Genomic DNA, 26,510 nt, shown 5'->3' with positions numbered 1-26,510 from the left:
CGTCGTGCGTCTTCACCCATTTCGAAAGCTCCAAGCGATCGGGCCATCCGAAGAAGCGGCGGACCATCGATCCGGGAAAATGTTGAACCGCCATTGGAACGCCTCGATGTCCGAAAGGTCGGCGAATCCGCTGAAGTAGACGAGACCCAGCCGTCGAGCAAGGAGTCCAACATCTCGGAGAGCCGGCGCCTCGGCGTTCACGAATTCCTTCGAAAGGACTCGCCACGACAGACTGAGCAGTTCCGGCGGCGGCTCTTGAGGATATCGCCGCGCGAACTCGGCGAGTGAGTCCTGAAGCTCCGCATGAGGGACGCCAATGTCGGCGGTCAGGTAGATCAGGTAAGGAGTGGCGCCAGCCTTCGCCGCTTCTTGAGATAGACAATGCCACTCAACCGCGAGTTGATCTTTCAGGTCGAGAGCGGTCGTTTCATCTTCTTCGTCCTGTGCTTCGGACGACTTCCCGCTACGGTACTTGGCTTCGATTGCGATCATCAATCGAGACCCATCGTCGGAGCGCGAATCGACTACGACATCTGGTTCGCAACGTCGTCCGCCACGGGTCATCCAGCGGGGCCAAAAACGAGTCTCGGCGTTGTTGCACCGGAGGAATCCGTCAACGAGCAAGTTCCTCAGCGGGTACGCAGATTCTTCGGGAACACCGAAGAGTCGAGCATGGGCGAGGAAGCGATAAAGCCCTTGCGACGGTGGAGCGTACCGGAGGTTACCGAACACAGCTGACGTGAGAACATCTTCCAGGTTCTCCTGCTCGCGCGAAAGTTTTCCGACGAGCAGAGCTTCCAACATCGCTCACTCCGAAATCAAGAACCTCACCCGTCGATTTGCACCAGGTCGCCGCTCGGCTTGCCCGTGCCGTTCGACCCGTTCGCCGCGACGTTCGTCGCCCCCTTCTTCCGCGGGTCGGCCCAGTTGGCAAGATTGAAATGCTTGCCGTAGACGCCGTAGTCGTGGAAGGCGATCTTCTTGGCGATGCGGTAGGCCCAGCTGCGCTCGGGGATCTCGTCGCCGGGAGCGTATTGGGAGGGGCGGGACTCGGTGGCCATAAGCTCCGCGTCGATCGTCTGCCGCGCGGTCGAATCGGCGGCGCCGTGCTTGTCCTTCAAGGCCTTAAGCAGATCGGGCCGTTCGAGCGCGATGCAGCCCCGCGTGTTCGTCGCGGCGAGTTGGCGGAAGTCGCGTAGGAAGTCCGACTCGTTGAAGACTTCCCGGAGCGGTCGCTCGTCGTGGATCGACTCCTTCGCGAACTGAATTACGGGGCAGGGCTCGATCGCGCCCCACGGGCTCACGTGATGGGTGAAGCCGGTCGCGGCGGGACACAGCGCGTTGCCGTCGGCGTCGTAGTAAGCGTCTACCACGATGATCGGCTTCCGGCAGCGGATGTCGACCACGAACTCCCGCGCCCGGCGTTGCTGTTCGGGCGTCAGGGCCAGGTCAGGCGACGCGTCGGGGCCGACGACGCGATAGATGTGGAACCAGGTGTAGAAGACGCCCATCTCGATCAGCCGGTCGACCCATTCGTCGCGGAGCAGATCGTCGATGTTCGTCTGGCACAGGCTCGTGCAGACGCCGGTCAGCACCTTGTGCTTCAGGCAGTTCTCGATCCCGCGCATCGAGTCGGAATAGACCTGCTTCTTGCCGCGACGGGTGTCGCTGACGATCTCGGATCCTTCGATCGAGATGAGCGGGGTGACGTTCCCCATCCGCCGCATCCGCTTTGCGGCTTCCTCGTCGATGAAGTGGCCGTTGGTGAAGATCTGGAAGTAGGCGTCGGGGTGCTGCTCCAGGATGTCGAGCAGTTCCTTGTGCAGGAAGGGCTCGCCGCCGAGGACGCCGAAGAACGAATTTCCCATCGCCTTGGCTTCGTTCAGCATGCGGTGGAAAGCGTCCGCCTCGATGCGTCCCTGCTTCGCCGAAACGTCCACCCAGCATCCCTGGCAGCGCAGGTTGCAGGTGTTGATCGCGGAGATGTACAGGAAGGGGGGAAAGAACTCTCCCCGCTTCAGCCGGGCCTTGTGCAGGCGGACGCTGTTGAGCCCTTTGACCCCGGCGTTCCAGAAGAGCTTCCAGACGAGCCGTTTGTCGGCTTCGAGAAGCATTCGCTTGGCGAGACGGAAATACATCGGGCGAGGCGCTGGGGAACGGAGTCGGACGGGACGAACGGTCGCCGCGTGCGGGACCGTTCACTATACTCCCGTCGGGAAGTCGAGACACGCGCCTGACGACGGCTGGGCTGCCCATCGACCGCGTGGATGCGACGGAGTTCCGGCGCCCTGACTTCGATGATTGCGGTCAAAAGTAAGGGAGTCCGTGTGCCATGGCTGGCTTGTCCAGCCGTGCCGAATCACGGAGGAAGTCGTCCATCGACGGGATGCACGCTCTCGAAGCCCCCTGGGCAGATCGGTATCGATCGTCGGTCGAGATCAATTTCCGCACGGCTGGGCAAGCCAGCCATGGCACACGGGCAATAACTATCGCTCGAGGCGTTCCTGCCTCGAACGAAGCCATCACGAAAGAGACGATTCATGGTCAAAACCGCCAGCACGATGCTTCCGCTGGGCACCTCCGCTCCCGATTTCACGCTCGTTAACGTCGACGGTCGGTCGATGTCGCTGTCGGATTTCCGGAGCGCTTCCTGCCTGGTCGTGGCGTTCATCTGCAACCACTGCCCCTTCGTGAAGCACATCGCCGACGAGTTCGCCCGGTTCGGTAGCGAGTACCAGGCGAAGGGGGTCGCGATCGTCGCGATCAACTCCAACGACGTCGGCGCCCATCCCAGCGATTCGCCTGAGCAGATGGTGCACGAGGCCGAAGCCCGCGGCTACGTCTTCCCCTACCTGTTCGACGAGACGCAGGAGGTCGCGCAGGAATACCGCGCCGCCTGCACGCCCGACTTTTACGTCTTCGATTCCAACCGTAAGCTGGTCTATCGCGGACAGTTCGACGACAGCCGACCCAAGTCGGACATTCCCGTGACGGGCAAGGATTTGCGTGCCGCCGTCGATCTGGTCCTGCACGGCGACACGCCCGCGAACAAGCCCCAGATCCCCAGCCTCGGCTGCAACATCAAGTGGATGCCCGGCAACGAGCCGGAGTATTTCAATCCGGCAGGGACGGGTTGAGTTCGGGCATCGCCGCTTCCGTCTGAGCGGGGGGTGTAAACCCCCCGAGGTTTCGGCACGACGCTTATTCACGTCTGCTCTTCAAGTGCAATCAGGAAGACGTTCGTAAGATCCTCGCAGTCGCACTCGATCGGTTCGACGTTGCCCCAGCAGAGCAGTTCGGACGGATCCGATGGCCCATGCGGTACGAACGCCGTCAGGTAGCGGACCGTCCTCTCCGGGCGTCCAGCGATCGAGAAAACCTGACCATCCGAGAATCGGTCGAGGCCTCGAATGAATTGTATTTGCAGGTGGTAGCGAAGCGAGCGGTTCTGTCGGGCGGGAATACGTATCGCACGGTGGCACTTAAACGCGGCTTTCGGCAGCTTGCCCGCGATCGCGATCAGCGCCTCGTAGGTTGCAGGGAGCTCGTCTTCTGGAATGCCGAAACCCATGAAACGTTTTCGTCTTCGTGTCTGTAGGCGATGCGTGCGAAGACTCGGGGGGTTCACACCCCCCGCTCAGAATGAAGAGAACCTCGTCTCACACCGGCGACGGATTGCGCTTCGCATACCCCGCTTGATGCCAGTAGGGATATGCCTTCGTGACGGCGCTGGCGGCGTCGAGCTTCGCGACCTGCTCGGGCGTCAGGTTCCAGCCGACGGCGCCGAGGTTCTCGCGAAGCTGCTGCTCGTTTCGGGCGCCGATGATGACGGTCGAGACGGTCGGTCGCTGCAACAGCCAGTTGAGCGCGATCTGCGGCACGCTCTTGCCGGTCTCCTGCGCGACTTCGTCGATCGCGTCGACGACCTGGTAGACGAATTCGTCCGACACGGGCGGTCCGAGCGAGTTGGATTTCTCGCTGTTCCGCCGGCTGGTCTCGGGCGTCGGTTGGCCGCGACGAATCTTCCCGGTCAGCAGGCCCCACCCGAGCGGGCTCCAGACGACGGTGCCGACGCCCTGATCGAGCGCCAGCGGCATCAGCTCCCACTCGAAGTCGCGCCCGACCAGCGAGTAGTACGCCTGATGGGCGACGTGCCGCGGCCAGCCGTAGCGATCCGATGCGGCGAGCGACTTCATCAGGTGCCAGCCCGAGAAGTTCGAGCAGCCGATGTAGCGGATCTTGCCCGCGCGAACGAGCTGGTCGAGCGTCGAGAGGATCTCCTCGACCGGCGTGAGGGCGTCGAAGCCGTGCAACTGGTAGAGATCGATACGGTCGGTCTGCAGTCGCTTCAGGCTGCGATCGACCTCGCGGAGGATGTGCCACCGCGACGATCCGAGATCGTTGGGCGCTTCGCCGACGGGGAAGGTTCCCTTCGTCGAGATCAGAACCTGATCGCGGCGGCCCTTGATCGCCTGGCCCAGGATCTCCTCCGCGGCGCCCTGCGAGTAGGTGTTCGCCGAGTCGAACATGTTCAGGCCGGCTTCCAGGCAGATATCGACCAGCTTCGTCGCCTCCGCGACGTCGGTCGTCCCCCAGGCCTTGAAGACTTCGCCGCCGCCGCCGAAGGTGCCCGTCCCCAGGCTGAGAACCGGAACCATGAGGCCTGATTGGCCGAGTCGTCGGTATTCCATCGTTTGCAACTGCGATCGGGAGAGACGGGAAACGTCACGGGAAGCCTACGCCTCCAACTGTTCGACGATCGGCGTTCCGTTCCTCATCCACGATAGCGAACGGCCGCGACCTGGGCAGACGCGGACGACGACGGATCGGCCGACGTCGAGGTAAACTGGTCTCGCTGTCAGAACCCCTCCCAGGAGAAGCGCCGATGACTGCGTCGCGTTCGATTTCGTTCGCCGTGCTCTGTTTCGCCTTCGCCGCGACGGCGGTCGCCGACGAAGCGGCCGTGAAGGTCTTCATCCTGGCCGGCCAGTCGAACATGGAGGGGCACGGTCGCGTCGTCGCCGAAGCGAACGAAGGGCGGGGCTCGCTCGAACGACTGGCCAAGGGCCCTGACGCAAATCCGAAGTTCGCCGGCCTGGTCGACGCGAGCGGCGAATGGATCGCGCGCGACGACGTGAAGATCTGGTATCTCGGTCGCACGGGCGACCTGCGCCCCGGCTTCGGCGTGCGGGAGGATCGCATCGGCCCGGAACTCGGCTTCGGGCAGGTCGTCGGCGACGCGTGCGACCAGCCGGTCCTGCTGATCAAGCTCGCCTGGGGCGGCAAGAGCCTGGGGCAGGACTTTCGCCCCCCCTCGTCAGGCGGCGAAGTCGGCCCGTTCTATAAGGAGGTGATCGAAGGAACCAAGCGGACGCTGGCCGAGGCGCCGAAGCTCTTTCCCGAACTGGCGGGCAAGCGGTTCGAGCTGGCCGGGTTCGGCTGGCACCAGGGCTGGAACGACCGCGTCAATCAGGCGTTCAACGACGAGTACGAAGCGAACCTGGCCAACCTGATTCGCGACGTTCGCAAGGATCTCGACGCGCCGGCCCTGCCCTTCGTCGTCGCCGAGACTGGCATGAGCGGCCGCGAAGAGACTCACCCGAGGGCGCTGTCGCTGATGAAGGCCCAGGCCGCCGTCGCCGAGTACGAAGAGTTCCGCGGCAACGTCGCCTTCGTCGGCACCCGCGACTTCTTCCGCCCCAAGGAAGAATCCCCCTCCGGCCAGGCCTACCACTGGAACGAGAACGCCGAGACGTACTACCTCATCGGCGAAGCGATGGGGCAAGCGATGGTGGGGCTGAAGGAGAAGAAGTAGGAGCGAGTTTCGTAGGGTGCGGCTTGCCGCACCTGCCGTTCTCACAAGGCATCCAGCGACAGTCGTCTCTGCGCAGTCGCTGATGCAATATCCGGATAAAACTATGCTAGTTATCCTGTCGCTCCGCCTGACTCCCGTCGTCTAGCGGGAGCTTGGAAGACGGTTGCTCGCCTCCGACTTCCTTGGGCAGCTGAAGCGGAGGCAATCCGTTCAACGCACGGAGTCCGTTCACTCGTTTCAGGTGATCGCTGAGCAGCATCCGCTCAATCTCAATTTCTGTCAGCTCGTATCCGGACTTCACAAGTTTGGAAAGTCCCTCCGCCGTGGTGTTGATCTCCCGCACGACGCTCAGCAGGTCGTTGTGGTGCCGGTCTCGCATCACGCTTAGTATTAAGAAGGCGAATACCAATGCAATGGCAAACGAAGTGCAGAGTTGCGTGTACGCGAACATCGTCGCCAGTGCGCTGTTGGCGACTACAGTAGAAAGGCTACCGCCCACCTGAGCGCAAATGCTGTAGCCAAGCAACACCAGAAATCCATGAGGTCCTTCCGGCTCGAATGACGAATGGTCCAGGCTATCGAGAGCGGTATACTCAAATGCAAAAACGATGACGGTAAGGATGACTGTGTAAGCGAAGCTAAGAATGGCGTATAGGTCAGTGAGGCGTGCGCTGGCTACGCCCTTGAACTTGTTCGCAACGTACTGTAGCAAAGAGTGGTGAGTGTACACGTCGAGTAGAGCCTTCTTGTATCGCAGGCTGTACTCGTCGCTGCCCTCTTCGAGTCCCTCGAGTTCCTTTCTCGCCTTGTAGTAGAACGTGTCGTAAAGGTCGGATCGCAGGGTTTTGATGAGCTCCGCGAGATTCTGGAACGTACTAGAAGGCGCGAAAGCGAGTCTACAGATTAGCCAGTATCGCCAAGCGAGGCAGGCTGCAAGGATGAGCATCGCGGGCACGATAACGAATGGCGTGTCCAAGACAATTATAAAGAAGGCGGAGAGCACAAAGAGGCATCCCGCCGCGACGTATCGCCGTATCTGAAGGGCGAATGAGTGGAGCATCGGGAAGAATGCAACGACGAGCGGCCAGTGCCAAAGTAGGAGAAGAGGCAGCCTCCAAAGGATGAGAATCAGCGGGTAGAATGCAACGAAGAGCACTCCAGACCAAAGCCATCGCCTGCGGAACAGAAGCGCTATGATTCCGAGGAGAGCAACGAATACGAAAAACTTGATGTGCAGTATCCATTCATGTGTGGGAAAATACCGTTCTGCAATGAACAAGTCGTAATCGAAGATGAACAATTTTGTGAGTAGCAGCGTCCAGAACACAAACGTAAGGATCTCTCGGATCCACCAAAGGATCGGCGAGCTCTTGGTCGGATTGGCTGCGCGTGCGGTTTTCGCGTTCACTTAGCTGGGTGCCGAGGCGTTGAGACAAGATGACGAGGGACGAACGGGCTGGTGGATTGTGCAGAATCTTCATCAAGTGTCGAGGACAGGTGGGTCAATGACCCACCGTACGAGGAATGCCTGACGCTAACGCGATCCACTTGTCGACGAAGTCCGGTAGATTCCCCGAGCCATCCAGCGGCAACGCCACGATCTCGCTGATTCGCTCCAGCAGCGGGTTCGCCTCGACCTCTTTCAGCAGCGCTTCCGAACACGCGAACTCCGCGAGGCGGAGCGTGTTCCTGAACCACACCAGCCGTGCGTCGGCGGGGGCGGTGAGACCGATGGTGGGAAGGGCGGCGTCAAGGATCTCGGCGTCGGTGGCGTAGTCGAGCGGCAGCATGGCTGCGGTGGGGTGCAGCCCGGTGAGACAGTTGACGCGGGTCTTCTTGACGTCCATCTGCTGAAGGACTCGCGATCGGCAGAACTCGGCGATGCCGATGCCGGTGCCGTTGCCGCCGCTCTCGGGCGTGAGCGAGCGGACGGCGATTCGCTTGATCTTCGGCGTCTCGTGCTCGCCCGCCATGTGGTCGGTGAACTTTCGCCCGATGACGTTGGTATCCATGCCGGCGCCCGAGACGTTCTTCCCGATCTCGTCGATCAGTGCGATGTCGAGCCGGTCGAACGGAATCCGCGGGAGCCACTTCTTCGCCAGGATCAGCAGCGCCTTCTCCCGTTCGGCGAAGTTCTGCGGCGGGACGCCCTCGATCAGGGCCGTTTCGTCGTAGCCGTTCTCGACGATGGCGATGCCGCCGACGACGGGCATCCGCGAGAGGACCTCGCCGGCGACGCTGCGGACGATGCGGTCGAACGACCAGTCGAGGATCGCCCGGTGGTAGATCTTCGCCCCCTCGTGCTTGCCCAGGCCGATGAGCAGCATCTTCATCAGCCCGCTTTCGAGGTCGCCGGTGAAGAGCGTGTGCGGCTTGACGCGTCCCACCACCAGCACGTGATGGGCCTGCGACGCGACGCGGTCGAAATGGACGGGAAATCCTTCCGGCGCCTGGCAGACCTCCATCGTCTCCATGCTGGCATGAATCGGCGCTTCGACGGTTTCTCGCGTGATGCCGAGTTGAGCGAGGACGTCGACCTGGCCTTCCGCCGTGCCGCCGCCGTGGCTGCCCATGGCCGGGACGATGAAGGGTCTCGCCCCCATCGCGGTGAGATGGCGGACGATCTGCCGGAGGATGACCGGGATGTTCGCGATCCCCCGGCTGCCCGCGGTGATGGCGACCGTTTCATGCGGTCGAACCATCGCCGCGAGGTTCAGATTCCGCAGCGCCTCGTCGACGGCGGCGGGGACGTCGTCGATACGCGGCGATTCGAAACGCTGACGGACGGCGAAGATTTTGGGGTATTCGGGCATGGGTTGTTCGTAGGGTGGGTCATTGACCCACCATCGTTTCGGCGTTCAGACGTCAGGTCGGCGAAATACGGTCGGCGCCTGCCGCTCGGGAGAATCGACCGCCGAGAAAGGTGGGTCAATGACCCACCCTACGAAGATTGGGCAAGCGTCGCCGCGTTTTCCCTCTGGGAGAAAGCTCCCCTGATTGTCTAGGATTTTCGCGGGAGAGGCTGCGCGCAGGGAGCGCGCATCTGAAAGAAGCGAAACGGGCAGGGAGGCGACCGATGCGCGAAGGGACAGGCAGGGCCCGGCGTAGCGCCGGATCGAAGTACTTCGGCTGGGGCGTCGGCGCGACGATGATCGCGACCGCTCTGTTCGCGGCCGCTCCGTTCATCGTCGCAGGCACTTCCTGGCGGAATACGGCGGTCAACTACGTCTTCGCCGACTTCCCCGGAACGATCGAGACGACGGCGGTCTCGTTCAACTGGTTCGGCCCGGTCTCGCTGAAGAACGTCAAGGCGCTCGACGAGAAGGGCGCTCTGCTCTTCGCCGCGGACGAAATCGCGACCGAACGCTGGCTCTGGACGCTCGCGTGGAATTCGACCGACGTCGGCAGCGTCACGTTCACGAACCCCGAACTGTTTCTGTCCCTCCGCAAGGACGGCAGCAACCTGGAAGACGTGCTCGCCGCGATGGAAAGCGGCGCCGAACCGGGGCCGAACCTGCGGATCCAGGTCGTCGAAGGCAAGCTCTACGTCGTCGAGCAGGAGACGGGCGCCGAGTATCGACTCGACGGCGTGAAGCTCGACGCCTCGCTGTCCGGCGACGCGACGGAACCGCTGGCCGCGAAGTTCGCCGCGAACGTCGTGCAGGGGAGCGGCTTCGTCGGCGGCAAGCCCGCGGGCATCGTCGAAGGCGAGTTCCTCTGGCAGCGGGATCGCGCGGGCGAAAGCCTGGGCGAAGGACAAGCCGCCCTGCGGTGCGAGAAGGCGCCGCTGGAACTGGCTCAACCCATTCTGCGCCGACTGGAGATCAATCTGCGTCCCGCCGGCGAACTGACGGCTGACGTACGGTACGCCTGGGAAAAGGGGGGGCAGCGCCAGGACCTGGATATCCGCGAACTGCGGACGGGGCAGGCCAGCATCGTCACCACGGGTCTCGTCGTGAGCGAACCGATCGACCTGACCGACCTGTCGGCCAGGGGGCGCGTGCTGGTCGAAGGCGACCGGGTCGAATTCCGCGAGCTTTCCGTCGAATCGGATCTTGTCGTCGCCGAGGCCGTGGGAACCACCCGGCTGGCGAGTCTCAGCTCGTCGAATCTGCTCTCAGCGCTGCAGGAAGACGACGTCCGGGTGTCGGGCGAGATCGACCTGGCGAAGATCGTCCGCGCGCTGCCGAAGTCGCTGGGACTGGAAGCGAACGGAACGATCGCCTCAGGCAAGGCGACCTTCAGCCTGGAGAATCGCATCGTCGGCGACGCCAAGCGCTGGCAGTTCACCGCGAACGCGGATAAATGGACCTCCGTCACGGACGGCAAGGTCGTCACGTGGGACGCCCCGGTCAAGGCGACCGCCCTGTTCGGCGCCGAGCAGGGTCAGATCGCCGTCGAAGAGGTCCGCGTCGACAGCGACTTCCTGACGATCCGCGGACGGGGCATGTGGTCGAACGGCGAGTTCGACGCGACGGGCAACCTCGACAAGCTTCGCGAACGGCTGACGCAACTCGCCGATCTGAAGGACATTCGCCTGGCCGGAACGCTGAAGGCGGGCGGCGCCTGGAACCTCGGCTCGGACGGTCGCTTCGCGGCGAACGCCGACAGCCTGATCGAGAACTTCGAGTTCGCCGCGCCGGGCATTCATTCCTGGAAAGAATCGAAGCTGGAAGTCTCCGCCGACGCCAACGGCACGGGCGACGCGAGCGGCCTGACGACCCTCGCGGGCGGAAGCCTGGAGGTCACGGCCGGCGACGATTCGATGGTTCTGACGCTGGCGAATCCCGTCGATCGACCGATGACTACCGGGGCTTTTCCGGTCAAGGGAACGCTGGACGGATCGCTCGCGTCGTGGGTCCCCAGGCTTCAGGCCTTTCTTCCGAGCTTCGCCTACGCGATCGAAGGGGACGCGACGTCGACCTTCGCCGGCGAGTTCGGCCGCGAAAAGATCGCCCTGTCGCAGAGCAAAACGACGGTCACGAACCTCGCCATTCGCGGCGAAGGTCTAAACGTCGCCGAGCCGCAGATCCAGGCCGAGTTGATCGGCGATTACTCGCCGGCGACGGGCAAGCTGGTCGTAGAGAACGCGACACTCGCGTCGTCGTCGCTCGCCTTCCGCGGCCAAAAGATCGCCGTGCAGATGTCGGGACCCGAGGCCGGCATCCAAGGCGAACTGGCCTGGCGGGGAGACCTGTCGCGGATTTCAAGCTGGCTCGACGACCCGCAGCAGCCGGCGAATTCTCGCCTGTTCGGTATGGCGGCCGGGAATCTGGACGTCGATGCGGGTCCCGAGGGGACAAAGTTCGTCTGGGCGGGGGACGCGGAGCAGTTCGCCTGGGCGACGCGCAGTCGCTCGCCGTTGACCGGAACGCTGACGCCCGCCTCGGCCGGCGAAGCGTGGGAACCGATCTGGAGCGAGCCGACCGCCAAGCTGAAGGGCGAGGCGATCTGGAACCCCAAGACCGACTCGCTCGCCATCGGCTCCTGCTTCGTCACGACGGAGACCGTCGCGTTTACCGTCAGCGGCAAGGCGGATGAGGTTTCCCAGCGCCTGCTGCTCGATTTGAACGGTCAGACCGAACTGAATCTGCCGCTGCTCAGCGAGCGCTTGCGGCCCTTCGTCTCCAGCGACTTCGCCATCACGGGCGGATCGGCCAAGCCGTTCACGCTCAAGGGGCCGTTGCGGAACCGCACGTTCGTCGGCAGCACGATTCCCGGCGGGCGCGGCGGCGTGGTTCCGCTCGATCTCGGCGGCGAGTCGAGCGTCGACTGGACCGGCCTGCGTCTGTTCGGATTCCAGACCGGCGCCGGCATGGCGAAGCTCACGCTGCGTCAAGGGATCGTCTCCGCCGAAGGACTGGATATTCCGGTCAACGAGGGCCGTCTGCGAGCTTTCCCGCGGATCGATCTCAACGCCGAACGGCCTGCACTCGTCATCGAGCGGGGAACGATTCTGGAGCAGGTCACGATCTCGCCCGAGATGTGCCGGGGCTGGATGAAGTACGCCGCGCCGCTGCTGGCGGATGCGACCGAGGCGGAAGGGAAGTTCTCCGTCGCGATCCAGGAGACGTCCATTCCGCTGGCCGATCCGACGTCGACCGAATCGGTCGGCGTGATGCAGATCCATCAGGCGACGATCGGACCCGGGCCGCTCGGCCGGCAACTCGTCTCGATCGCCCGTCAGGTCGAGGCGCTCGTCAAGAAGCAGCCCTTCAACGCCGCGCAGCCGGTCGGTCAGGTCTGGGTCACGCTGCCCGAGCAGGCGGTCAACCTGCAAATGCACGCGGGGCGGATCTACCACGAACGGATGCAGTTCCGAGTCGGCGACGTCGACCTGTCGACGCAGGGCTCGGTCGGGATCGACCAGTCGCTGCAACTGGTCGTCGAGGCGCCGATTCGCGACGAATGGATCGCCCGCGATCCGAGCCTGGCCGTCCTCCGCGGTCAGACGCTCAAGATCCCCGTTCGCGGAAGCGTCTCGCAGCCGCAGATCGACTCCGGCGCGCTGAGCGCCAGCGCGACCCAGCTTCTCGGCAGCGCGGCGCAGGGCGCGCTCCAGGGTCAACTCGACAAGCAGTTGAACAAGGGACTCGACAGGCTGGAGTCCGCGATTCCGGGTCTCTTCGGTCCGAGGCCGAATCCGAATCCTTGAGGGACCGATCGATTCAGATTCCGGTAGGGTGGGTCATTGACCCACCGTCGAGCGGCCACGATCGGCAGGAGAAGGTGGGTCAATGACCCACCCTACGACAACTGGCTCGGCTCTGCCAGTGTCGCCCACTCGAACAGCTCTCCTTCGAGGACCACTCTTTCCCGCTTCGCACTGGCAGAGCCAGCGCCGCCCGAGAAGAGCGGGAGGTGAGGTCCCGTCGAAGAGTCGGCCCGCTTAACTGCTACCGCTGCGGCGCCACGCCTGCCGGACCCGGTCCCGCGGCGACGCGGAGCAGGCGGTCGGTTTCGGCGGCTAATGCGTGAGCGGGCGCCATCGTCGGGTCGAGCTTCGTCGCATGCAGCGACCACTCGCGGGCGGGACCGATCTGGTTCCGCTCCTTCAGCAGGTAGGCGACGTTGTAACTGGCGACCGCCTTGCCGAAGACGGGCTCCAGCGTTTCCGCAGCCTTGATCGGCTCGGCCGCTTCGACATGCACGGCGGCCAGATTGTTGCGATAGAGCGGACTCTTCGGTTCGAGCCGAACCGCGGTCTCCAGCGCGTCGCGCGCCTCGTCCAGTCGGCTGGCGCTCGCAAGGAACAGGCCAAGGTCGTTGAACGGGACGGGGTTCTGCGGCTCGTCAGTCGCCGCCTCGCGGTAGAGCCGCTCCGCATCCGCTGTATGTCCCTGGCGATCGAGCGCCCGGGCGAGCGCCAGCTTGGACGGAACGTGCTTCGGGTCGAGCTTCAGAGCCGTTTCGTACTGCGCGACCGCGGCGCCGAGTTCGCCTTTGCGTTCCAGGATCTTCGCCTGGGCGAAGTGCAACTCCGGCGTGATCTTCGCTTTGCTGTTGAGGTCGACGCCGTCTTCCGCCGGAAGCACGGTTTCGTCGATCGTCAGCGCGTCGGAGATCGCTTCGCCCGTCGAAGAGAGCCAGCCGGTGAAGCCTGACGGTTGGCTTCCTGCGGTCGCCCGCTGTCCCAGGCCGCCCGAAGGAGCCTCGAACGCGGCGGCCGAATCGAGGCCGGACGACTGCGCTCCGCTCCCCGCGCAGCCCGCGGCGGCGCCGATCAGGCTGAAACTCGTTACGACAAGGAAGAGTCGTTTCATGCTCGCTCCTCCATGAGCGTCGGGCGATGTCTCTGATCAAGCCGGAACTACGGCGTTCCGCCGGTTCCGCCGCCCTGTGCACCTTGTCCGCCGGAAGCGGCAGGCAGCACGGGCGGACGCTGATTCGCCTGGTAGCGCTCCATCACGCCGGCGACGTCTTCGGCCGGCGTCGTCTCCGGACGCAGATCCGTGATCAGCACGGGCGGCATCGGTCCGTCGAGGATTTTGCCTGCGATTTCGCGCTGGACCGAGTCGACTCGGGCGGAGGTCGCTTCCTTATCCCTGCCGACCAGGACGTAGACCGCCCGGCGATCGTGCGACGTATTTCGCAGCACGGTCTGGATCTTCGCCGCGCCGGTGCGATTGACGACGTTCGTTTCCGGGTCGAAATCGTGGTCGCTGAGCGTGCAGTTGAGCTGCCACCCCTTCGCCGCCATCAGCCCGAACGGCGCACGCGTCGCGGCACGATCGGGAGCGGGGAAGGGCTCCGGCCAGGAGTTGTTGCGATGGATGTCGAGTTCGACCCGATGCCAGAACGAGTGCCAGTCCGCGCGAACGGCGCCTGCGGCCGACAGGGTCGAGAGGGCCATCGCGGCGGCGAAGAATCGTCTCTTCATCTGCGTATCGATCCGTCGCAGGAGGCGGACGATCCGTCCGCGGGGGGAATAGATTGCGAATCCACGTTTCGCCAGGACGTTCGCTTCGACCCGTGTGCCACGGCTGGCTTACCCAGCCGTGCCGTGGCGGAAGAAGACATGCGTCTCTCAAGCGAGCGTCGATTCTCCTCGGTTCGCATGTACCGTCGGTCTCGGCGCCAGCACGGCTGGACAAGCCAGCCGTGGCACACGCGACCACTCAGCCGCCGGCTCGTTCCGTACGAAGCCGTTCTCTCTGGTTATCGGCCGCGGCGGTCGAAGAATCCGCAAGCAAAAGTTTCGATTCCGTTCGCGGCAGAGTTTGCCTGGTTTCTCCGCTTTCGCAGGTCGTATCGCTCGGGCGAAGTGCAGCGATTCTTCCGAGGCGAGCGGAGGGTGTGAGCCCTCCGTGTCTCTGCTGTCAGACGCGGCCATGGATTCCACGGAGGGCTCACACCCTCCGCTCGCCGTGCGAGATAGCCGATCTTTCGAACGGGACGCTCGGCGACTACTGGCCGTTCGAGGCCTGCATCATCGGGAACATCTCGCGGACCATCGTGATCGCGGCAGGGCCGACGAGCACGACGAAGATGCCCGGGAAGATGAAGATGACCAGCGGGAAGATCAGCTTCACCGCGGTCTTGGCGGCCTTTTCTTCGGCCAACTGCTTCCGGCGGGTACGCATGGCCTCGCTCTGCACGCGGAGGGCCTGAGCGATGCTGGAACCGAACTTGTCGGCCTGGATAACGATCGAGGAGAGCGTCCGGAGGTCTTCGACGCCGTTGCGTTCGCCGAGGTCGTGCATCGCTTCGCTGCGGCTCTTGCCGACTTGCAGGTGCATGTTGCACATGCCGAACTCGTACGACAGGATCGGGTAGGACGACGCCATTTCCTCGGCGACTTTCCGCATCGCCTGATCGAGTCCCTGTCCGGCCTCGACGCAGACGACCAGCAGGTCGAGCACGTCGGGCAGACCGAGGAAGATCGATTCTTTTCGCTTGCGCCCGAGAAACCAGACGACGATATCGGGCGCGAAGAAGCATCCGCCCATCACGGCGCCGACGACGATCAGCGTCGTCTGGCTGAAGTTGCCGCTGAACAGGGCGAAGCCGCCGCTGAAGAACAGGCCGCAGACCAGGCCGATGCCCTTGAGCGCCACGAACGCCGAGGCTGCTCCGTCGCCGCGCAGGCCCGCGTAGGAGAGCTTCAGCTTGAGCTTGCTCTTGTCCGAATCGTTCTTGGGGGAGAGCGACTTGGTGAGCGGTTCGGCCTTTTCCAGCATCTTCTGGACGGCCATCCCGGTCGTAAAGCCCTTCTCGTCGGCGCGCTTCTGGCGACGCTTGGGTTCGCGATAGTCGTCGAGCCGCTCTTCGGTCGAACGACCCTTCTTCGGGCCCGACAGCATCTCCATCAGCGCCCAGACGCCGGCGGCGAAGGCGAGGAAGACTGCGACAGGCAGCACGATCGACCAGTCGAAGTATTGACCCATTTCGTTACCCGTTCGTGTCGCCGATCGGCGTCGGTTTCGTTCGTTTCAGGAGACGGTGGGCTGACGCCCTCCGCTCGCCAGCTTCGTCGCGAATCAGACCTTGATATCGATGATCTTCTTGATGACGATCGCGCCCAGAAGCTGCATCACGAGGCCCACGGCGAGCATCTTGTTGCCTAAGGGGTCGTCGAACAGCACCATCACGTAGCCGGGGTTCAGCCGCCACATCACGACGAACAGCACGGGCGGCAGCGCGAGCAGCACGATGCCCGAGAGTCGCCCTTCGCCGGTCAGCGCCTGGATGGCGCCCCAGATCTTGAATCGCTCGCGGACGAGGTGTCCGATCTTGTCGAGGATCTCGGCCAGGTCGCCGCCGGTCTGACGTTGCAGGATGACCGCGGTGACGAAGAACCGGACGTCCAGCGTCGGAATGCGATCGCACAGGCTCTGCAGCGACTCTTCCAGCGGCACGCCGAAGTTCTGCTCGTCGAAGCAGCGCTTGAATTCGGTGCAGATCGGATCGGGCGATTCGTCGGCGACCATTTTCATGCCGCTCCCCAGGGCGTGACCGGCACGCAAGGCGCGTCCGATAAGGTCGAGGGCGTCGGGAAGCTGCTTGGTGAACTTGTTCAGCCGGCGCTTGCGCTTGAAGAAGACGAAGAAGATCGGGATGATCGCCAGCGCGATGCCGACCAGCGGCGCGAGGAACTTCATCGGAGCGACGGTCGCCCACAGCAGCGCTCCGCCGAAGCCGAGCCCGCCGATGATCAGCAGGAGCTTCGCCGGCGCGATCCGCATGTCGGCCTGGTCGAGAAACTTCCGGAGATTGAACTTCTTCGCGAAGCGTTCGAGCAGGCCGGTGGCGTCTTCCAACGGCGAAGTGAGCAGGCCTTTGCTCGACGGACCGTTCGCCACGGCGGAGGCGTCGCGGCCTGTGGCGAACGCCTCGAGGCGCGCCTCCGCGGCGGTGGTCTGCGAACTGCCGAACATCGACCAGACGCCCGCGACGAGGCAGGCGACGCCGATGAACGACGCAGCGGCGATCAGGATGACGAACATGACGAATCCCTATCTATCGAGCGGTCGAGCGGGCTTAACGATCGACCATCATCACGCGTTGACGGAAGGCGCTGGCAGGGAGCCGCACGCCGCACGCTTCGAGACGCTCCATGCACTTGGGGCGAACGCCGGTCGAGACGAACTCTCCGAGCGTACGGCCCGTCTCGTCGACGCCCCGCTGCTCATAGCGGAAGATGTCCTGCATGACGACCGTGTCCTGCTCCATACCGACGACCTCGGTGATGTGCGTGACCCGGCGAATACCCCCCTGCAGACGGTTCACCTGCACGACCAGGTTGACCGCGCTGGCGATCTGCTGACGCATCGCCTTGATGGGCAATTCGAAGCCCGACATCATGATCATGGTCTCCATACGAGCCAGCGCGTCGCGCGGGGCGTTCGCGTGGAGCGTGGTCATCGATCCGTCGTGACCCGTGTTCATCGCCTGGAGCATGTCCAGCGTTTCCGGTCCGCGGCACTCGCCGATGATGATTCGTTCGGGACGCATACGCAGCGCGTTGCGAACCAGGTCCGTCGCGGTGATGGCGCCCTTGCCGTCGAGATTCGGCGGCCGCGTCTCCAGCCGGACGATGTGGTCCTGCTGCAACTGAATTTCGGCGGCGTCTTCGATCGTGACGATGCGGTCCGTGTTCGGGATGAAGCTCGACAACGTGTTGAGCAGCGTCGTCTTGCCGGAGCCCGTACCGCCCGAGATGACGATGTTCAGGCGCGCCTTCATCGCTCCTTCGAGGAGCATCACCATTTCCGGCGTGAAGGCCTTGTAGTTCAGCAGGTCTTCCAGCCGCAGCGGATTCGAACCGAAGCGACGAATCGAAACCGCGGCGCCGTCGAGCGCCAAAGGCGGAATGATCGCGTTGACGCGGGAACCGTCCGGCAGACGGGCGTCGACCATCGGGTTCAGTTCGTCGACGCGACGACCGACCCGGCTCACGATCCGGTCGATGATCTGCAGCAGGTGGGCGTTGTCCCGGAACTCGACCGGGCACTTCTCCATCTTGCCGCGACGTTCGACATAGATGTTCTTGGGACCGTTGATCAGGATGTCGCTGATCGAGGCGTCCTTGAGGATCAGTTCGAGGGGACCGAGTCCGAAGGTCTCGTCCAGCACCTCTTCGATCAGGCGTTCGCGCTCGTTGCGGTTGAGGAACGTCTCCTCGGTATCGCACAGATGCTCGACGACCAGGCGGATCTCGCGGCGGAGGACGTCCCCTTCGAGCTCGCTGACCCGGGTCAGGTCGAGCTTGTCGACGAGTTTGCCGTGAATCTTCCGCTTGAGCTTGTCGAATTCGTCGGCCTTGACCGCTTCGGCGCTGCGTTGACCCGGCGCTGATCCTCGAATGCCTGCCACGATGCCTGTCCTTCTTCGATGATCGACCGGCGCCTTCTTCGGCGCCCGTAACTTCCTGGATCGCTAAGCGATCGCCTGCCTGCGTTCGCTCGAAGATTCGTGCGTCGGCTCGCCGTTTCGCGGAGAACGAAGCGGTTATGCAACGCGGCGAAGCTAGAACGACGCTTCTGGGCAACCATACGTCACGGCCCCGTGCGCGCTCTCGACAGGCTGACAAAAACTTGCCGCTCGTTCCGAACGCAGCGACAATGCGGAGCGGGGCGCATGATGCAGGAATCGGAATCTTGACGATTCGACGAAGCATGCCGCGTTTAGCGGCGTCGCTGACCGCTGCGCTAGGCGCATTCCTCGGCGGAGTCTGCTCGCCCGCCGGCTTTTGCCTGCGGACCGCCATCGCGCAGTTCCCTCCGGGCTTTAATCCGGACGCTTATTCCGTTCCTCCGTCGATCGACGCTGCGGCGGGGGATTCGGCGGCGGATCGATCCTCGTTCCGGACCGTCCGCCCGGCGCCCATTCCGAGGAACGTGGAGGATGGCGGCTACTTTCGCCCGCTCTATCAGCCGCCGAAGACGCAGGTCGCGCTGGAACAGGTGGTCGAGTTCGACGTCGTCGATATGCCGATGGAGCAGTTCTTCGCCGGCCTCGAAGCGACGACGGGCATTCCCTTCTTCCTCGATGAGACGGGACTCGAAGAGGCGGCGATCACCTCCGACGCGGAGATCACCTGCCGCTCGGCAGGGATGCCGTTGCACATCACGCTGGACTTGATCATGCGCGACCTCTACCTCGCCTATGTCGTGCATGACGAATACGTCCTGGTCACATCGCGCGACTCGGCCGACCTGGTCCCGCGGGCGCGTCTGTTCGCGCTCGCCGATCATCCGCTGCTTCAGGACGCCGGCGCTGCATCGCTGGCCGCGATTATTCGACAGCACGCGACCCGCGATCGCTGGGGCGGGTGGTGGTACAGCCTGAAGGTCGACCTGCCTCCGGGAGCGATCGCGATCTCGGGGGAACGCGATGCGGTCGCGTGGGCGGAGCAATTCCTGCGGCAGTACGCCCGATTGCTGGCGGAGTACGACGCGGCGCCCGCTCCTGCTTCAAGCGCCGGTTCGCCGATAGAGCGTCCCTCCCCGATCGTCGCCGTCCGCCGCGCGCCGATCGCGCGCGATGCGTCGCGATATTTTCATGCGGCGCATGATCGCACGAAGGCGGCGCTCACTCTCGCGAAGCCGGCAGACTTCGAGATCGAGGATCTGCCGCTCGACCAGTTCTTCATCGGTCGCGAGCGAATTCTCGGCATTCCCTTTCGACTCGACGCCGTCGGCCTGCGGGCGTCTCTGATCGAGCCGGACGATCCGGTCTCCTTCCGCGCGAAAGGGCTCAGTCACGAAGCGGCTCTATCGCTCATGCTTCGGGATTTCGATCTGAAACTCGTGCCCCGCGACGACTACGTCGTCGTTACGTCGGTCGACGACGAACGCTACCAGGTGGCGACGCGAACATATGACGTCGCCGGCCATCCGCTTCTGGCGCAAGACGGGGGAAGGGCCTTTCTCGAATCGCTACGACGTCAGATCGCTCATGAAGGCATGGAGTATCCCGAGGAATACGGCATCGGCGTACGCCAGGGGAAGCTGATCCTGTCCGCCGACGATGCGATGCTGGAGCATGCGGAATCCTACGTGAAACAGTACGGACGCTTGCTCGCGGAGTACGACGCCGTCGATCGGAACGCTTCGCCTCCCGGCGAAGTACAGGGAGCGCGGTCCGCTCGCGGGACTGGCGGCGACGTTTGCTTTCGCCCGCTCTGGCGCCGCCCGAGGACGCTTCGCGCGCTGGAGCAGCCGGCGACGATCGATGTGCGGGAGGTTCCGCTCGACTCGTTCTTCGCGGATCTGGAACGCAAGCTCGGGATCGCGTTCGAGTTGGACGAGTCGGGATTCGAAGAGGTGGCGTTGACCACCGACGTCGAGGTGACGTTCCAGGCCAGCGGCATGACCTACGCCGCGGCGCTGACGCAGATGCTGGCCGGTCTCGAGCTCGCCTTCGTCGCGACGGACCACTACGTGATGATCACTTCGCAGGACGCCGCGGATCAGGAAATCGAGACTCGGCTTTACGCGATCCACGATCATCCGCGACTGCGAGGCAAGGAGTTACAAACTCTCGTAGGCGCCATCCGCGACCATGTCGGCGACGACGAAACTCGCAACGACGGGATCCTGCTTGACCTCCTGCCAGGAACGTTGATCGTCACGGGTGATCGTCATGCGCTGGAATGGGCGGAAGAACGCCTGCGAACATACGGTCTCGCGCCCGCGGAATATTCGCCGGAGCGACCGGCGCCGTCGAAGCCGCCCTTGAAGTTTCGGTTGCCGCCGCGGCGGGTCGTTGCTGCTCCGCCGCCCGACCGGAATCCTTATCCGATTCGTCCCGGGATGGATCCGTTCGCCGAGCCGTCAGGCGGCGATCCGTTCGGGAAGCCGCTTGCCGACCCATTCGGAGATTCCGCTCCTGATCCTTTCGCCCCGTCCGCGGCGGGCGGAAGATAGAACCAAGGCGAGAGACGCCCTCTCTCGGTTCCGGTCTTCTCCTTTTCTCTTCTTTTCCTGACTTTCCGCGCCCGACGGACGGGGGGCGCGGCACTACTCCTCCGATGAGCGATCTGCTGGAACGCGACGGAGGGACGACCTCAGTCGCCGAATATGACGTCGAAGCGTGGAAGCGCTCCCGTGCGGACACCGACGCGGGATTGATCCGGCGCTTCGTGCGTTCGCGGGACGAGCAGGCGTTCGAAGAACTGGAGCGACGATACGGAGCCCTCGTCCGCGGCGTCTGCGCCCGGGCGCTAGCCGGCGCCGAAGATCGGGAGGACGTTTACCAGGCGACGTTTCTGACGCTCTTTCTGCGAGCGCGGACGATCCGCAAACGGAGCAGCGTCGCCTGCTGGCTGTACGGCGTTTCGTATCGCATCGCGACGCGGCTTCGTCGGAAACGCAAACTCGAACGGACCGAGGCTGTCTTCGATCCGCCGGCGGACATGCAGGAAGTCTGGGTTCAGATCGACCGTAAACACCTGAGCGAAGTTCTCGACGCAGAGATGCAGGCGCTGCCGACGCGGGATCGCCTGCCGCTCGCGATGCATTACCTGATGGGTCTGTCGCATCAGGAGATCGGTCAGTCGCTGGGGATTTCGGCCTCGGCCGTCGACGGTCGTCTCAAGCGGGCGAGGCAACGACTGCGGACGCGACTGCTGGCCCGGGGCGTGGGTCTCGCTTCGGCGCTGATCTATCTGGGAGCGTGTTGGCAGAAGGCACAGGCCGCCGTCGCGACTGCCGAAGCAGGCGCCGGGACGGCGACTCTTTTCGATCGATTCGACGGCGACGCGAGCGCGTCGTCGATCTCGTCTGACGCGCAGGGGCTTTTCGCGGAGGAAGCGAGCATGATGGCAGTTAGTTGGGGTAAAGGCGTTCTCCTCGCAGGGGGCGCCGCCCTCGCAGGTTGCGGGCTGATCGGCATCTTCTGGGGAGCCTCCGTCGGGCCCGGCGTCGCCCAGGCGCAATACGGGGGCATGGGAGGCGGCGGTTTCGGCGGATCCTTCGACGAAGGGAGGCCTGATGCCGGGCCCGTCGTCACCGTTCGCCTGGCGGGAGAGCAGCCCGCCGAACGACCGGACGAGTCGAAGTTCTTCTCGCCGCTGTCGGAACCGCCGAAGACGAAGGAACTGCTGTCCCATTTGGCGGTCGCCAATTTCCAAGACGTCCAGGTCACGGATGCCGTCGGGGCGCTCGCGGAACAGGTCGGCCTGGAAATTCAGATCGATCGCCTGGCGCTGGAGGAGGAGTACGTCGGGACGGACGACCTGGTGACCCTGGAATCGGAGTCGATGACGCTGGCCGATGCGCTGGACGCGATCCTGCCGGCGAGGAACCTCGCCTATGTCGCGAAGGAGCGTTTCCTCCTGATTACGACGAAGAGCCGGGCACGCGAGATGATGGAGACTCGCATGTACGCCGTCGCCGATCACCCGCTGCTGCGAAGCGCCGACGGCAACGCCCTGGTCAACGCCATCATCGGTCACGTCGGGCCCGACTCCTGGGCCGTGTACGCCGGAACGGGCGGGAGCGTCTCGCTGCTTCCAGGCGTGCTGATCGTGACGAACGACCAAAGGACGCTCGACCAGGTCGAGGACTTCCTCGCCCAGTACGGTCGCCTGCTCTCGAAGTACGAGCCCGCCGAAGATCCCGGCCCGGGAATGATGGGTATGGGGATGCCCGGAATGCCGCCCGGAATGGGAGAAGGCTTGTACGGCGGCGGCTCTCCCTACGCCGATCCTGCTCAACCCATGCGAGGCGTCTTCGGCACGGCACGCGACCCCGAAGCTTCCCTGGGCGGAGGAAGTCTGGGATCCGGAGTCGAAGGATTCGGATCAGGCCCAGGCGCCGAAGGTTCAGGCGAAGCGGTGGATGGCTCTTCCGACGGCGCCGAAGGAAGCGGCGCTGCGGAGCCCCAGACGACTGCGGAGGGAGCAGGCAGCCCGGCCGTTCCCGCCGGAGGAGCAGGCCCGCTTCGCAGCGGCGGCGGACGTTTCGGCGCCGGCGGATTCCAGTAAGCCCGCCGATCCTCGCTCCCGGACGCTTGAGCCGGGAGCGTGATCTCGTCTAGGGCCCCGCGACGACCGACGCTCAGCCCAGCAGGCATGCCCGGGAAGGGCGCTCGGCGGACGCCCCTCGCCATCGTGCGGCTCCGTTCCAGGGCTGCGAAGGCGCGAACCGCTTCGCGCCGGGCGCTCTCTTGCCAATCGGAAAACCGGGCGGTAGCTTTACGAGGGCTCGGCGGTTTCCGCCGGGCGTCTGTCGCGGGCGTAGCTCAATGGTAGAGCGTCGGCTTCCCAAGCCGATGACGAGGGTTCGATTCCCTTCGCCCGCTTTCGGATGCAGTCAGGTCTCCGGTTACGAAACGAGGCGTCGCCCTTCGCGGGTGACGCCTCGTTTCGTAACCGGGGATTCGCTGTTCGACTCGCGTCAGCCTTCCGACGGCGTCGGGGTTTCGATCGCTTCGGCGCCGGGATCGAAGGGAGCGGGTTCGTCGCTCTCGCCTTCGATGCCCATGTCGATATTCAGTTCGGGGCCGGGCTCGTCGACCTGCGTCGCCCCGCCGCGGTTCTTGGGTCGCGATTCCTTATCCTGGAACCGCATGGCGCCGCCGGCGACGACGAGCGCGACCGAGAGCAGCACGGCGACGCCCGACCAGAGCTTGCCCTTCGCCTGATACCGTTCGGCGGAAGCGCTCCGTCCGGAGAGCACGCTGGCGAGGAACATCAGCGCCAGGCCGAGCAGGATCTTGAGCGCGACCAGGCCGTTGTAGACGGGGCCGACGTCGTAGCGGATCGACGCCATCGCGACGCTGTAGAAGCCCGAGATCAGAATCAGCCCCGAGGCGATGCCGACCCACATCGCCCAGCCGCGGCGGACCTTCGCGAGCGTCTCGCTTCGGGTCGTTTCGCTCACCTGGGCCAGGCCCGGGAACCAGGCGAAGTACATGAAGAAGGATCCGCCGACGAGGATGCAGGCGGAAAGGATATGCAGCCAGCGGAGGGCGAGTTCGAGCCAGATCATGGGCTTCGGTTCTTCTAAAGAGTCGGCATCAGCAGCTTGGGCCAAGCGTCACGCAATGTAACTGCTACAGGCGGCGCTCCTAGTCCCCGGCAGGGCGACCGATCGTCGCGGCGAGCCGTTCGGCTTCTTCGCGTTTGGCGATCTGGCCGTCGAGCTGCGCGTCTCGCACGGCCTCGAGCACGCGGCGAAACTCGGGACCTTGCGCGATCTTCAGACGCTTCAGATCGGCGCCGTCGAGCAAGGGGGGCGGGTTCCAGGCCGTTTCGCCTTCGGCCAGTCGGGCTTCGCACCGGGCGACTCCTTCCGGCGGAGCGCCCGCGACGTCACGTTCCAGCCGGCAGAAGTCGAGCAACCGTTCCCGCCGGGGATCGACGAGGATTCGCTGCACCTCGCTCCACCGACGGGTCGCGGCGAGATGCACGGCCTGCGACGACGCGAGCAGAAACGCCGCCTCGTCCCGTTCTTCCCGGGAAAGCTTCAGCCGCTGGGCGGTTTGCTGGCATAGCTCTCCCTCTTCGGGCGACGGCGGGCGGAGCGGATCCCAGGCGCCGCACGTTCCGGAATGAGCCGCCCGGAGGATCCAGGCGAGGAACAGGCCGAACGAAGGCTGCTCCATCCGGTCGAGCCCTTCCCGCAAATCGGCCCGGATCGGTTCGGTTCGGAGCGCCGGCTCGATCGCGGGGATGATCTGGCTGAAGAGGCCCGAGTCGGCCAGCAGTTCGATTCCCCGCGCCCGACCGGGCTGCGCCGCGATGCGGCGAAGTTCCTCGGCGATACGCTCGGCGCTGACGACGGCGAGCTGCGTCGCGTGGCGCTGGATGGCCTCGAACGTGGCGCTCTCGATGCCGAATTCGTACGTCGCGGCGAAGCGGATGCCGCGGAGCATGCGGAGCTTGTCTTCTTCGATCCGGGCGTGCGGGTCGCCGATCGCGCGGATGAGTCCCGATTCCAGATCGTCGCGTCCGCCGACGTAGTCGATCACGGACTCGTCGCGCGGGTCCATGAACATGCCGTTGATGGTGAAGTCCCGCCGGAGCGCATCTTCCCGCGAAGTCGAAAAGGCGACGCGGTCGGGCCGGCGACCGTCGCGGTAGTCGAAGTCCTTGCGAAAGGTGGCGACCTCGACCTGGCCCGCCTCGCGGCGCGGGGCGAGGACGGCGATCACCCCGAACTGGGCGCCCATGGCCAGCGTCTTGCGGTCGCGGAAGACGTGCTGGACCTCTTCCGGACGGGCGCTGGTGGCGACGTCGTAGTCCTTCGGCGTCCGTTTCAGCAGATCGTCCCGCACGCAGCCCCCCGCCCAGAGCGCCTCGTACCCGGCAACTTGTAGTCGAAGCGCGACGTCCCGAGCGAATTCGCGAGCGGCTTCCGGATCGATACGGGACATGACGCAGGGAGGCGAGACAGGTTCATCTAAGCGTTAGAAAGGCTCGTCCGACTGTACCCGAACGGGAGCGGCGACGGTATGCGACGCGGAAGGGGCGGGTAAAATGCCGACCCCATCCCGTTGCGAGGAACGACCCGACGATGACCGACGAATCTCCCCCGTTCGACGTTTCGGTGGCCGAGCTGAAAGCCCGGCTCGACGCCAAGGAAGATCTGCTGCTGCTCGACTGTCGGAATCCGGACGAGTGGAAGACGGCCCGGATCGCCGGCGCCCAGCTGCTTCCAATGGGCGAACTGGTGCAGCGGGCGGGCGAGCTCGAGCCGCATAAGAATCGCCCGATCGTCGTCCAGTGCCATCACGGCGGCCGGAGCGCTCGCGTGGCGAACTGGCTTCGGGCGAACGGGTATCCGCAGGCCCAGAATCTGGCGGGCGGAATCGACGCCTGGTCCCTCGAAATCGATCCCTCCGTGCCCCGCTATTAAGACGGCCGCGGGAAATACGGGGTTCGGAGCGTCCAGCGGCGCGAACCGGACCGGGTGGAGCATGCTCTCTGAGAATGCCGCCGACCTGTCGGAACCGCCTTGCATCGAGGCGGGTCAGCGGCAATAATTCCCGACCTACGCGGATGTGGCGAAATCGGCAGACGCGCAAGATTCAGGTTCTTGTGTCCGAAAGGACGTGGAGGTTCAACTCCTCTCATCCGCACTGGTCCCGCCTGACGAATCGCAGCCCACGCTGCGAGAAGTTCTCGCGGGACGAAAACCTGACGGAAACGGCGGCTGGAAACAGCCGCCGTTTTTCGTTGGCGGACCCCTGCTTGAGAATCGCTGCCTCATCTCGCCTCCCCAGAATGGCGGAAGCGTTCCGCGCATAACGCGCGTAGGGGATGCGCCGGGTCCGCCCGCAAAATGCTCAAGGTTTATCAGCAGGCGAAGGCGTCGGAAGTTTGACCGGGGTCGCCCGCGACCTAGCTTTTCGATGCCGATCGTCACCTGCGACCGACAGAGCCCGGAAGGAAGCCGGAACTCTTCGATACGTCGCCGGCGACGGCGGGGCCTGATTCGCTCGCACGTCTCTCGCGACCCCTGAGACTGCGACCACGAAGGGTCGAAACCGGCGGACGGGCCGGGACGATTCCTTCGCGAAGAATTTTGCACCGCGCTTCGGTATCGCGAATTTCGCGACCTAGGTTTTCGCAGTCGAGGCGAGGACCGGCGGCGTCAACGACCGCTGCAACTCGAACGATTCAGGAGTTCCGACGGATTTCCGTCGTACCGGGTAAGGCCGGTCGCCCTGGCACGTTCGCGGCGCAGCAGTCGAGAAACGCCGTTCGCGAAAGTCCGAGTCGCTTCGTATTCGGTGTCTTCGCTGT

General features: G+C 64.4%; 19 protein-coding genes and 2 tRNA genes. 8 read left to right on the top strand and 13 right to left on the bottom strand.

Annotated features, from left to right (window positions below; genetic code table 11):
* Positions 1-12: 12 nt before the first annotated feature.
* Both SH602x_RS08315 and SH602x_RS08310 read right to left on the bottom strand, forming a co-directional pair.
* The gene (locus SH602x_RS08315) at positions 13-804 is read right to left on the bottom strand and encodes a hypothetical protein (protein WP_479476344.1); all 792 of its coding nucleotides are present in this window, start codon (positions 802-804) and stop codon (positions 13-15) included.
* Between the two features lie 23 nt (positions 805-827).
* Complete coding sequence (locus SH602x_RS08310; RefSeq protein ID WP_479476343.1) at positions 828-2,138, bottom strand: radical SAM protein; 1,311 nt, start codon at positions 2,136-2,138, stop codon at positions 828-830.
* Positions 2,139-2,540: 402 nt separating this feature from the next.
* Here SH602x_RS08310 and SH602x_RS08305 point away from each other — a divergent pair, with 402 nt between their 5' ends.
* A complete protein-coding gene (locus SH602x_RS08305; RefSeq protein WP_479476342.1) occupies positions 2,541-3,137 on the top strand; it encodes a thioredoxin family protein in 597 nt (198 codons plus the stop codon).
* Positions 3,138-3,205: 68 nt separating this feature from the next.
* On the opposite strand, the gene SH602x_RS08300 is transcribed toward SH602x_RS08305, so the two are convergent.
* The gene (locus SH602x_RS08300; RefSeq protein WP_479476341.1) at positions 3,206-3,571 is read right to left on the bottom strand and encodes a hypothetical protein; all 366 of its coding nucleotides are present in this window, start codon (positions 3,569-3,571) and stop codon (positions 3,206-3,208) included.
* An 88-nt stretch (positions 3,572-3,659) separates the two neighbouring features.
* Positions 3,660-4,691, bottom strand: coding sequence for an aldo/keto reductase (locus SH602x_RS08295; RefSeq protein ID WP_479476340.1), 1,032 nt, complete (start codon positions 4,689-4,691; stop codon positions 3,660-3,662).
* 194 nt (positions 4,692-4,885) lie between these two features.
* On the opposite strand from SH602x_RS08295, the gene SH602x_RS08290 reads away from it, so the two are divergent.
* Positions 4,886-5,815 (top strand): sialate O-acetylesterase, encoded by a 930-nt coding sequence (locus SH602x_RS08290; protein WP_479476339.1) that lies wholly within the window; start codon positions 4,886-4,888, stop codon positions 5,813-5,815.
* A gap of 106 nt (positions 5,816-5,921) precedes the next feature.
* Here SH602x_RS08290 and SH602x_RS08285 read toward each other — a convergent pair whose 3' ends face one another.
* Positions 5,922-7,142 carry a hypothetical protein gene (locus tag SH602x_RS08285; RefSeq protein ID WP_479476338.1) on the bottom strand — a complete coding sequence of 407 codons (1,221 nt, stop codon included), beginning with the start codon at positions 7,140-7,142 and terminating at the stop codon, positions 5,922-5,924.
* 175 nt (positions 7,143-7,317) lie between these two features.
* On the bottom strand, positions 7,318-8,628 hold the full coding sequence (locus tag SH602x_RS08280) for a nickel pincer cofactor-dependent isomerase, group 22 (RefSeq protein WP_479476337.1): 1,311 nt from the start codon (positions 8,626-8,628) through the stop codon (positions 7,318-7,320).
* Positions 8,629-8,891: 263 nt separating this feature from the next.
* Between SH602x_RS08280 and SH602x_RS08275 the strand changes: the two genes are divergently transcribed.
* Entirely contained in the window at positions 8,892-12,470 is a 3,579-nt protein-coding gene (locus SH602x_RS08275) for a hypothetical protein (RefSeq protein ID WP_479476336.1), read from the top strand.
* Between the two features lie 241 nt (positions 12,471-12,711).
* Here SH602x_RS08275 and SH602x_RS08270 read toward each other — a convergent pair whose 3' ends face one another.
* The 5 genes from SH602x_RS08270 to SH602x_RS08250 all read right to left on the bottom strand — a co-directional run bounded on the left by SH602x_RS08270 (position 12,712) and on the right by SH602x_RS08250 (position 18,121).
* Positions 12,712-13,578 (bottom strand): tetratricopeptide repeat protein, encoded by an 867-nt coding sequence (locus SH602x_RS08270; RefSeq protein ID WP_479476335.1) that lies wholly within the window; start codon positions 13,576-13,578, stop codon positions 12,712-12,714.
* A gap of 47 nt (positions 13,579-13,625) precedes the next feature.
* Positions 13,626-14,195, bottom strand: a complete 570-nt coding sequence (locus SH602x_RS08265) for a hypothetical protein (RefSeq protein WP_479476334.1) — start codon at positions 14,193-14,195, stop codon at positions 13,626-13,628.
* 526 nt (positions 14,196-14,721) lie between these two features.
* Positions 14,722-15,702 (bottom strand): type II secretion system F family protein, encoded by a 981-nt coding sequence (locus SH602x_RS08260; RefSeq protein WP_479476333.1) that lies wholly within the window; start codon positions 15,700-15,702, stop codon positions 14,722-14,724.
* Positions 15,703-15,795: 93 nt separating this feature from the next.
* Entirely contained in the window at positions 15,796-16,761 is a 966-nt protein-coding gene (locus SH602x_RS08255) for a type II secretion system F family protein (RefSeq protein ID WP_479476332.1), read from the bottom strand.
* Positions 16,762-16,795: 34 nt separating this feature from the next.
* A complete protein-coding gene (locus SH602x_RS08250; protein ID WP_479477102.1) occupies positions 16,796-18,121 on the bottom strand; it encodes a TadA family conjugal transfer-associated ATPase in 1,326 nt (441 codons plus the stop codon).
* A 311-nt stretch (positions 18,122-18,432) separates the two neighbouring features.
* Here SH602x_RS08250 and SH602x_RS08245 point away from each other — a divergent pair, with 311 nt between their 5' ends.
* From SH602x_RS08245 to SH602x_RS08235, 3 genes are all read left to right on the top strand, one after another.
* Positions 18,433-20,685 carry a hypothetical protein gene (locus SH602x_RS08245; RefSeq protein ID WP_479476331.1) on the top strand — a complete coding sequence of 751 codons (2,253 nt, stop codon included), beginning with the start codon at positions 18,433-18,435 and terminating at the stop codon, positions 20,683-20,685.
* Positions 20,686-20,789: 104 nt separating this feature from the next.
* Positions 20,790-22,745 carry an RNA polymerase sigma factor gene (locus SH602x_RS08240; protein WP_479476330.1) on the top strand — a complete coding sequence of 652 codons (1,956 nt, stop codon included), beginning with the start codon at positions 20,790-20,792 and terminating at the stop codon, positions 22,743-22,745.
* Positions 22,746-22,991: 246 nt separating this feature from the next.
* A tRNA-Gly gene (locus SH602x_RS08235) sits at positions 22,992-23,062 on the top strand.
* 95 nt (positions 23,063-23,157) lie between these two features.
* Here SH602x_RS08235 and SH602x_RS08230 read toward each other — a convergent pair.
* Positions 23,158-23,751 carry a hypothetical protein gene (locus SH602x_RS08230; protein ID WP_479476329.1) on the bottom strand — a complete coding sequence of 198 codons (594 nt, stop codon included), beginning with the start codon at positions 23,749-23,751 and terminating at the stop codon, positions 23,158-23,160.
* Between the two features lie 79 nt (positions 23,752-23,830).
* Complete coding sequence (locus SH602x_RS08225; RefSeq protein WP_479476328.1) at positions 23,831-25,138, bottom strand: CCA tRNA nucleotidyltransferase; 1,308 nt, start codon at positions 25,136-25,138, stop codon at positions 23,831-23,833.
* Between the two features lie 140 nt (positions 25,139-25,278).
* Between SH602x_RS08225 and SH602x_RS08220 the strand changes: the two genes are divergently transcribed.
* Together SH602x_RS08220 and SH602x_RS08215 are read left to right on the top strand one after the other, a co-directional pair.
* On the top strand, positions 25,279-25,620 hold the full coding sequence (locus SH602x_RS08220; RefSeq protein ID WP_479476327.1) for a rhodanese-like domain-containing protein: 342 nt from the start codon (positions 25,279-25,281) through the stop codon (positions 25,618-25,620).
* Positions 25,621-25,759: 139 nt separating this feature from the next.
* Positions 25,760-25,843: transfer RNA gene (locus SH602x_RS08215), tRNA-Leu, on the top strand.
* Positions 25,844-26,510: the final 667 nt, after the last annotated feature.

This window comes from Lignipirellula cremea, from assembly GCF_056501455.1.
The sequence above is the reverse complement of the archived record's forward strand: the minus strand, read 5'-3'. Positions and strand labels throughout refer to the sequence as shown.

Coding starts and splice junctions, on each gene's coding strand:
- SH602x_RS08315 (WP_479476344.1), bottom strand. CDS start 804: ATGTTGGAAGCTCTGCTCGTCGGAAAACTTTCGCGCGAGCAGGAGAAC.
- SH602x_RS08310 (WP_479476343.1), bottom strand. CDS start 2,138: ATGTATTTCCGTCTCGCCAAGCGAATGCTTCTCGAAGCCGACAAACGG.
- SH602x_RS08305 (WP_479476342.1), top strand. CDS start 2,541: ATGGTCAAAACCGCCAGCACGATGCTTCCGCTGGGCACCTCCGCTCCC.
- SH602x_RS08300 (WP_479476341.1), bottom strand. CDS start 3,571: ATGGGTTTCGGCATTCCAGAAGACGAGCTCCCTGCAACCTACGAGGCG.
- SH602x_RS08295 (WP_479476340.1), bottom strand. CDS start 4,691: ATGGAATACCGACGACTCGGCCAATCAGGCCTCATGGTTCCGGTTCTC.
- SH602x_RS08290 (WP_479476339.1), top strand. CDS start 4,886: ATGACTGCGTCGCGTTCGATTTCGTTCGCCGTGCTCTGTTTCGCCTTC.
- SH602x_RS08280 (WP_479476337.1), bottom strand. CDS start 8,628: ATGCCCGAATACCCCAAAATCTTCGCCGTCCGTCAGCGTTTCGAATCG.
- SH602x_RS08275 (WP_479476336.1), top strand. CDS start 8,892: ATGCGCGAAGGGACAGGCAGGGCCCGGCGTAGCGCCGGATCGAAGTAC.
- SH602x_RS08270 (WP_479476335.1), bottom strand. CDS start 13,578: ATGAAACGACTCTTCCTTGTCGTAACGAGTTTCAGCCTGATCGGCGCC.
- SH602x_RS08265 (WP_479476334.1), bottom strand. CDS start 14,195: ATGAAGAGACGATTCTTCGCCGCCGCGATGGCCCTCTCGACCCTGTCG.
- SH602x_RS08260 (WP_479476333.1), bottom strand. CDS start 15,702: ATGGGTCAATACTTCGACTGGTCGATCGTGCTGCCTGTCGCAGTCTTC.
- SH602x_RS08255 (WP_479476332.1), bottom strand. CDS start 16,761: ATGTTCGTCATCCTGATCGCCGCTGCGTCGTTCATCGGCGTCGCCTGC.
- SH602x_RS08245 (WP_479476331.1), top strand. CDS start 18,433: ATGCCGCGTTTAGCGGCGTCGCTGACCGCTGCGCTAGGCGCATTCCTC.
- SH602x_RS08240 (WP_479476330.1), top strand. CDS start 20,790: ATGAGCGATCTGCTGGAACGCGACGGAGGGACGACCTCAGTCGCCGAA.
- SH602x_RS08230 (WP_479476329.1), bottom strand. CDS start 23,751: ATGATCTGGCTCGAACTCGCCCTCCGCTGGCTGCATATCCTTTCCGCC.
- SH602x_RS08225 (WP_479476328.1), bottom strand. CDS start 25,138: ATGTCCCGTATCGATCCGGAAGCCGCTCGCGAATTCGCTCGGGACGTC.
- SH602x_RS08220 (WP_479476327.1), top strand. CDS start 25,279: ATGACCGACGAATCTCCCCCGTTCGACGTTTCGGTGGCCGAGCTGAAA.